The organism is Ferruginibacter sp. (genome assembly GCF_031430955.1).
GTDB lineage: Bacteria > Bacteroidota > Bacteroidia > Chitinophagales > Chitinophagaceae > Ferruginibacter.
Genome location: NZ_JANPCM010000650.1, coordinates 1 through 8,138 on the forward strand (window position 1 = coordinate 1; position 8,138 = coordinate 8,138).

General features: G+C 37.4%; 6 protein-coding genes. 4 read left to right on the forward strand and 2 right to left on the reverse strand.

Annotated features, from left to right (window positions below):
• The first annotated feature begins 131 nt into the window (after window positions 1-131).
• Window positions 132-917, forward strand: coding sequence for a T9SS type A sorting domain-containing protein (locus ACY65O_RS18410; RefSeq protein WP_462222323.1), 786 nt, complete (start codon window positions 132-134; stop codon window positions 915-917).
• An 84-nt stretch (window positions 918-1,001) separates the two neighbouring features.
• Here ACY65O_RS18410 and ACY65O_RS18415 read toward each other — a convergent pair whose 3' ends face one another.
• Window positions 1,002-1,202: a hypothetical protein gene (locus ACY65O_RS18415; protein WP_462222324.1), complete on the reverse strand. Its 201-nt coding sequence runs from the start codon at window positions 1,200-1,202 to the stop codon at window positions 1,002-1,004.
• Between the two features lie 384 nt (window positions 1,203-1,586).
• On the reverse strand, window positions 1,587-3,566 hold the full coding sequence (gyrB, locus tag ACY65O_RS18420) for a DNA topoisomerase (ATP-hydrolyzing) subunit B (protein WP_462222325.1): 1,980 nt from the start codon (window positions 3,564-3,566) through the stop codon (window positions 1,587-1,589).
• 262 nt (window positions 3,567-3,828) lie between these two features.
• Here gyrB and ACY65O_RS18425 point away from each other — a divergent pair, with 262 nt between their 5' ends.
• The 3 genes from ACY65O_RS18425 to ACY65O_RS18435 form a co-directional block, all read left to right on the forward strand.
• Complete coding sequence (locus tag ACY65O_RS18425) at window positions 3,829-4,716, forward strand: helix-turn-helix domain-containing protein (RefSeq protein ID WP_462222326.1); 888 nt, start codon at window positions 3,829-3,831, stop codon at window positions 4,714-4,716.
• Window positions 4,717-4,803: 87 nt separating this feature from the next.
• Entirely contained in the window at window positions 4,804-7,017 is a 2,214-nt protein-coding gene (locus ACY65O_RS18430; protein WP_462222327.1) for a TonB-dependent receptor family protein, read from the forward strand.
• A gap of 671 nt (window positions 7,018-7,688) precedes the next feature.
• A partial coding sequence (locus ACY65O_RS18435) for a class I tRNA ligase family protein (RefSeq protein WP_462222328.1) occupies window positions 7,689-8,138 on the forward strand: 450 nt, incomplete at its 3' end.

The window sequence follows — 8,138 nt, forward strand, 5'->3', positions numbered from 1 at the left end:
AACCTGCACCAAAATATTTGCATTGAAAAACTGAGCTGGTACTTAAATTATCAATATCCAAATCGGCTTTTCAATGCAAATATTTTGGTGCAGGTTATTCTTCTTTAGCTGTAACAGCGCCATTAGTAAGTGTGTTTGATAAAGAATACTGGACACTCGACAGAACATCTGGAGCATCCGGCGCTAACATTACACTTAAATGGAACGATGCCCGAAATCCATTGAACCACAGCATACCTGCAGGTTTAAGAGTGGGGCATTTTACCGGCGCAAGCTGGATTAGTGAGGGTGGTGTTGGTACAGGTAATACTGTAACAGGCTCGGTTACCAGTATAATGGTAAACAGTTACAGCCCTTTTACTTTTGCATCCGAAGCATCAGCTTTACCCATATTGCTAAACAGTTTTGATGGCTATGTAAACTCAGCCTGCGAAGTAGCCATTAAATGGGCTGCCAATGCAGAAGGTTCCATAAAAAAATATTATTTACAAAAACTGATTAACAATAAATGGGAAATAGTGTATGAGTGTTTACCCAAGCAATCAACTGTTGTATCTAATTATTATTTTACCGATGCAAAAGCGTTTGAAGGCAGCAATATTTACAGGGTGATGTCGGAAAATATTAATGGAAGTGCAGTGTACACTGCCTCTAAAAATATTAATGTTAGCTGCGGTAAAAAACAAATTCAGGTTTACCCAACTATTACATCTGATGCAGTAACTGTTTCGATGCCACTAAATTTTAATGATAGTAAATTAACTGTTGTTAACGGAAGCGGACAGGTGGTTTTGGAAAACAATAAGTTACAAGCCGGAAAACAACAGCTAAGTTTAAAAGAATTTGCTGCAGGTGTTTATACAATTATTATAAAGGATAATAGTGGTATATCAAGTTTCAGGATAATTAAGCACTAATATTTTTTTTAGCACAAAAATTAAAAGAGGCTGTTTTAAAAAACAGCCTCTTTTGTAATGTGGTTATTAAACTTAAAAGAAAATTTACCATCCTTTTTTTGCTACACCATCTGCAACTGCTTTTAAAGCATTTGCTTCGCTAAGCATAGTGGTCATTTTGTTTCCTTTACCATCGTGCCCTTGTGCCATATAACCGCCACGTGAAGTTTTAGTAATATTAGCATCCTGCATGGGAACATTTTTTTCTTTGGTTTTCATGCAATAGGCTGTGATCATGTTGCTCATTTTTTTTGAATTTATTGTTAGTAAATATGGGTTGAAGTAGTGTGCTTCAAGCTACAAGCTACTTAAAATAGCGGATTTACCAAAACCCGCCCGTATAAAACAGCTTGATTTTCCACAATGTAACCTACTTATGCAATTGCCTTGCCAAAGGATATAAACTGCTAAATTTAAAAGCTGAGCTTACAAATTACCGTTGACGGGCTGCCGGATAGCAGCGTAAATCCTTTTGCAGCAGGGCTTTTAAGGGCAGGGCAAAAGATTGCAGCGGATAGCCGGAACTATGCTGAATTAAAAATGGGAACTTAAAGCCCCCATTTTATTTGCCTAATTATGTAATTAGAAATCTTAATAACTTTTTGTATTAACCCATCATTTTAAGCTGATTTAAACATCAATCTTAGCATATTTCGCATGTGTTTCTATAAATTCCCTTCTGGGTGGCACCTCATCTCCCATCAGCATACTAAACACTCGGTCGGCTTCGGCGGCACTTTCAATGGTTACCTGTTTTAATGTTCTTGTTGCAGGGTTCATAGTGGTTTCCCATAATTGTTCTGCATTCATTTCTCCCAAACCTTTATAGCGTTGTGTATTTACACTTTCATCTTTTCCCTGTCCAAATAATTGTATTAACCCTTTACGTTCTTCATCAGTCCAGGCATATTCCTGTTCTTTTCCTTTTTTTACAAGATATAAAGGCGGCTGGGCAATGTACACATTTCCCTGCTCTACCAATTCTTTCATGTAACGGAAAATAAAAGTTAGAATTAAGGTGGCGATATGGCTTCCATCCACATCAGCATCCGTCATAATAATTAATTTATGATAGCGAAGTTTGGAAACATCTAATGCTTTTGGATCTTCGGGTGTACCAATTTTTACACCCAGTGCGGTAAACATATTTCTTATCTCCTCATTATCATAAATTTTATGTTCCATTGCTTTTTCTACGTTCAATATTTTACCACGTAATGGCAGTATGGCCTGGTAGCTTCTGTCCCTGCCCTGCTTTGCAGTACCTCCCGCCGAGTCTCCTTCCACTAAAAACAACTCACATCTTCCCGGGTCTTTATCACTGCAGTCAGCAAGCTTGCCGGGTAAACCACCACCAGTAAGCACACTTTTGCGCTGCACCATTTCTCTTGCCTTACGTGCCGCTGCCCTTGCCTGTGCTGCTAATATTACTTTTTGAATAATGGTTTTTGCTTCTCTTGGGTTTTCTTCTAAAAAAGCTTCCAGCACACGGCTTAAAGTAGAATCTACCACACCCATCACTTCACTGTTGCCTAATTTGGTTTTTGTTTGCCCTTCAAACTGTGGCTCGGGTACTTTTACAGATATGATTGCTGATAACCCTTCTCTAAAATCATCACCTTCAATTTCTACCTTGGCCTTTGCAAACATATCCTGCTTTTCGCCATAGCTTTTAAACACACGTGTAATACTGCGGCGAAAACCTGCTACGTGTGTACCACCTTCAATAGTATTGATGTTGTTTACATAGCTAAAAAGATGCTCCTGGTAACCGGCATTATACATCATGGCCACTTCAACCATTACATTACTACCTTTATCAAGCCCTTCGCAATAAATAGCTTGCGGAATTAATGGTAAACGGTTAGCGTTTTTATCAATCAGTTGTACAAACTCCACAATGCCACCTTCGCTGTAAAAAGTGTTGGTATAGGCTTTGCCATCATCGTCCATCTCCCTTAAATCATTTATTATGATGGTTATTTTTCTGTTCAAAAAAGATAGTTCCCTTAAACGGCCTTCTAAAATTTCCCTGTTGTAAATGCCTGATGTAAAAATGGTGAGATCAGGCCAAAACTGTACCTTAGTGCCATGAGTATCGGATGTTCCAATTTCTCTAACTGAATATTGAGGGATACCAGTTGCATACTCCTGATCGAATGTTTTACCATCCCTGTTTACCGTTACAATTAATTTACTGCTTAAAGCATTTACGCAACTTACACCCACACCATGCAAACCACCGGATACTTTGTAAGAATCTTTATCAAACTTACCACCGGCGTGCAATACCGTCATTACTACTTCTAATGCACTGCGGTTTTCTTTCGTGTGCATTCCAGTAGGGATACCACGGCCATCATCTTCAACTGTGATGGAATTATCTTCGTTAATAGTAACGGTAATATTTTTACAATGACCGGCCAATGCTTCGTCAATGGAATTATCCACCACCTCATATACTAAATGATGTAAACCCTTTACGCCGATATCGCCGATATACATGGCGGGGCGTTTACGTACGGCTTCCAAACCTTCTAAAACCTGGATACTGTCTGCGCCATAACTGGCTTTTTGTGCTGCGGTTCTTTCTACTGTTTCTGTGCTCATAAATGGGATAAATCTGTCTTTATTTTTTTTAAATTCGATTATCGGCAAATATAAGGAAAAACAGGGGGTTTTGTAGAAGTATTATGGCTTAAAACTGGCTTAATTATGTATATCTTTTCCACAAAATTATCATTGGCGAAAAGCGGAAAATTTGGAAGATGATTTATCTCATGCGACAGATAAATTTAAGATGCCTTATCTTTGCATTTGCAAAATGAATGACCACGCCGACATATTAGAAATTGCATACAAACAGCCGTTAATGCAAAACCAAATGCAGCTATTAATGCATAAGGAAAAGCAAATACCGGGCAGTGTAAACTATTCTATAAAAAGATTTGCAAAAGAAACACAATGGAATATTGATGATACAGGCATGCTTATTTATCATACCGAAAAAAACAACCACACCGAAGATTACATTCAATTAAAGTTTTGTGTTAGCGGTAATGTGTATTGCAGGGAGAAAAAAACGGAATGCGATTTTTGTAAATTTAATTCTTCAAAAACCTGTGTAGAAAAAGTGGACAGTGTGGATGTATTGAGCTTTACTTTTTCACCTTCTTACCTAAAGCAATTCACCAGCGGTAAAAAAAATGCTACGCTTTCGGATAATGTACTTTCGTTTGAGCATAATACTTCTTTTAGTAAAATTCTTCCTTTGTGCGCTAAAACCAGAATGGCTATTGAAGCTTTGCTCAATCATACTTACACAGAGAGTTTAGAAAATATTTTTTTAAATGCCCAAACACAAATCTTGTTGCTGTACAGTATGGATTGTATGATGGGTGATCCGGAAGAAAAATTTACCTGTAAGTTTCTGGCCAATGCAGATGACAGGGAAAAAATTACTAATGCCCGTGCAATATTACTGCAACATATAGGCGAACCTTTAACCATAAAGGCACTCAGCCGTAAAGTAGCCATCAACGAATGTTATCTTAAAAAAGGATTTAAAGAATTATTCGGCACCACCATTTTTGATTTTTATCAAACCCAAAGAATGGAGCATGCAAAATATTTATTGTACGATAAAGGCCTTAGCGTAACTGAAGTATCTGCTCTGCTGGGTTATTCCTCTATCTCCCATTTTAGCACTGCGTTTAAAAAACACACGGGTATTAAGCCCTGCGAATTATTATTACGCTAATTATCCTTTTGCGTAAATGCGTTTCCTCTTTCCGTAAGTATAGTTAAATATTACAGGGCATCTTTGTGTTCTAAAATATTATAAACTATGTTCAGGAGATTTTGGATTTTTACAGTAATGGCAACTGCTTCATTAATTGCAACAGCACAACAGGACAAAAAAGTTTTTAACGATGATTCTACCAAACCCATTCATAAATATTTACCCGATATAACCGTAGTAGGCAGGGGAAGCAAAAGCGATTACCAGCAAATGCCCGAAATTGTAGGTACTTCTATCTATGCCGGTAAAAAAAATGCTTTAATTGTTTTAGATAATGTACAGGGAAATGTAGTTACCAATACCATGCGCCAGGTTTTGGCAAAAGTACCTGGTATACATATTTGGGAAAGCGACCCAAGCGGTATCCAGATTGGTATTGCAGCCCGTGGCTTAAGCCCTAACAGGAGCTGGGAATTCAACATCAGGCAAAATGGTTACGATATTGCCGCAGACCCTTTCGGTTATCCCGAAGCTTATTATAACCCACAGTTACAGGCCGTACAAAGAATTGAAGTAGTACGTGGCCAGGGCTCTTTACAATACGGTCCGCAGTTTGGCGGATTGGTAAATTATATTCTTCGCAATGGCAGTGAAGTAAAGAAAAAATTTGAATTTGAAACACAGCAAACAGTGGGCAGCAATGCACTGTTTAACAGCTACAATGCTATTGGTGGCAAAACTGCAAAATTGCATTACTATTCTTTTTTTGACCATAGAAATGGTGATGGCTGGAGACAAAACAGCCGCTATTTTACCAATTCCGGTTTTGGTACCGTTACTTATTATTTTACGCCAAAACTTTCGTTAACTGCCGAGGTAATGCACTCACATGTACGCAGCCAGCAGCCTGGAGGATTAACCGATGCTGATGTTAATACAAATGCACAGCAAAGTTTTAGGAGCCGTAACTGGTTTGATATTAAATGGACGACACCTGCATTGATCCTTAATTACAACCTTAATGAAAAAACAAGATGGAATACCAAACTATTTTCCACTATCGGTAACAGAAACAGTGTTGGATTTTTGCAAACCATTGCCATAAAAGACAGCATTAACCCCTCAACTCTTAATTACAATAACCGTACAGTACAAATTGATGAGTACAGAAATTACGGATTAGAAAGCCGCATCATTACAGATTACAATTTAGGAAATTTAAAAAATACTATCTCCGGGGGCATACGTTTATATACCGGTACCACTCACCGTTTTGCTGATGGTAAGGGAACAACCGGAACGGAGTATGATGTATCATTAGTGAGTGATTATTTAAGGGATATTGAATTTAAATCAAATAATGCTGCAGCATTTGCAGAAAATATTTTTCGTATTACTGATAAATTTTTAATTATACCCGGCATACGTTACGAATGGCTGGAGGGCAATGCATCGGGCAGAAATGGATACACCACATCAGGCACCGAAATAAAATTGCAAAATATTAAACGCAGCCGCAGTTTTATACTTGCCGGTATAGGATCAGAATATCATGTAACCAATTCAACAGAAGTTTACGCTAATTTTTCACAGGCTTACCGCCCCATTCAATTTGCTAATTTACAGGCACCCCCAACCACCGATGTGGTAGATGAAAATTTACTGGATTCAAAAGGCTATAATATTGATTTGGGTTACAGGGGAAAAATTAAAAACTTTCTTCAATTTGATATCAGCACATTTTATTTGCAGTACAACAACCGGATAGGCACCATTACTGTGGCAGGCACTCCATCTTACCGGCTTATAACCAATGTAGGTAACAGTACCAGCAAGGGTTTTGAAGGATATGCAGAGTTTAATGTTTTAAGGGCTTTTACAAAAAATAAGCATACAGAATTACTGATATTTGGCAGTTACGGATATACAGATGCCAGGTATGCCGGTAACCATAAAGATGCTGCAACAAAAGGAAAGAGACTGGAGAATGCACCACAAAATATTTTTCGTGGCGGTATAACGGGTGGTTATAAAACTTTTTTACTTACTGCACAACTTAGTAGTGTTGGCAAAACTTTTAGCGATGCTAATAATTCAGTTACGCCTGCCGCAAATGGAAATAATGGATTAATACCATCTTACTCCATTATTGACTTAAGTGCGTCTTATAAATTTGCAAAAAACTTTAGTGTAAAGGCCGGCATTAATAATTTAACCAATGCTGTATATTTCACCCGCCGTTCGGGAGGTTATCCCGGGCCGGGTGCATTACCTGCCGATGGAAGAAATATGTTTATAAGTGTTGGAGCAAAGTTTTAAACACAAATAACTTAAATGAAAAGGCATCCATTTTTTGTGGATGCCTTTTTCATGTACAAATGTTACCAAGCACTTAATAAGAAATTTGACTTTTCTCAGATAAAATTTTATTGGTTATTTCGGATATTAAACTGGTATTATTCGGGATATGGAATTTTAAAAACGGAACCAATGCTGATATATATTTAAAATGTGACGGGAGTAGGAATACTCCCGTCTTTACCCTAATAAAACCCTAAACCAGCAAAAACTTTAAACACTACTGTGTTTAAAAATAATTTTATTTCAATGGAATTGGAAAACTACTATTTATATATTTTAGGAATTTGCAATACAAATTTTTAGTAAACTTCGCTATACAAAATATCCGCTTGTTCATTATTTACCAATACTATGCCAATGGCCAAAAATGTGGATAACTAAGGGTGAAAATCAATGCCATCGTGGCTTTCACGAAGTTCTACGACAAAATATTTATGCAAAAAAATAATGCAACCGTAATTGTACCAGGCTTTAAAATGAAAAATACGCCGTACATTCTTATGATTTATTAACGGGGTATCCTGCATCTTTATAATTATGCAATTTACACACAGGCTATTTTATTACCTTTGCACACTTAATTTTTAATACGGTATTATAACCTAATTATACCAAAGACAGGAAATTATATGGCAGCCAGATACAAAGAATATAATCAGTTGAATTTACCCTCCATTGCGGAGGAAATTTTAGCAAAATGGAATGCGGCCCATGCCTTTGAAAAAAGTGTGGAGCTTAGAGAAGGCGAAACTCCTTTTGTTTTTTACGAGGGGCCGCCAAGTGCTAATGGTATGCCTGGTATTCACCATGTTATAAGCCGTACTTTAAAAGATTTGGTTTGCCGCTATAAAACCATGCAGGGGTTTCAGGTAAAGCGCAAAGGCGGTTGGGATACGCATGGCCTGCCAATAGAATTAGGTGTAGAAAAAGAATTGGGCATTACAAAAGAAGATATCGGCAAAAAAATAAGCGTAGAAGATTATAACAAAAAGTGCCGTGAAGTAGTAATGCGCTTTAAAGATAAATGGGACGATATCACCCAAAAAATGGGCTATTGGGTGGACTTGAATAATCCTTAC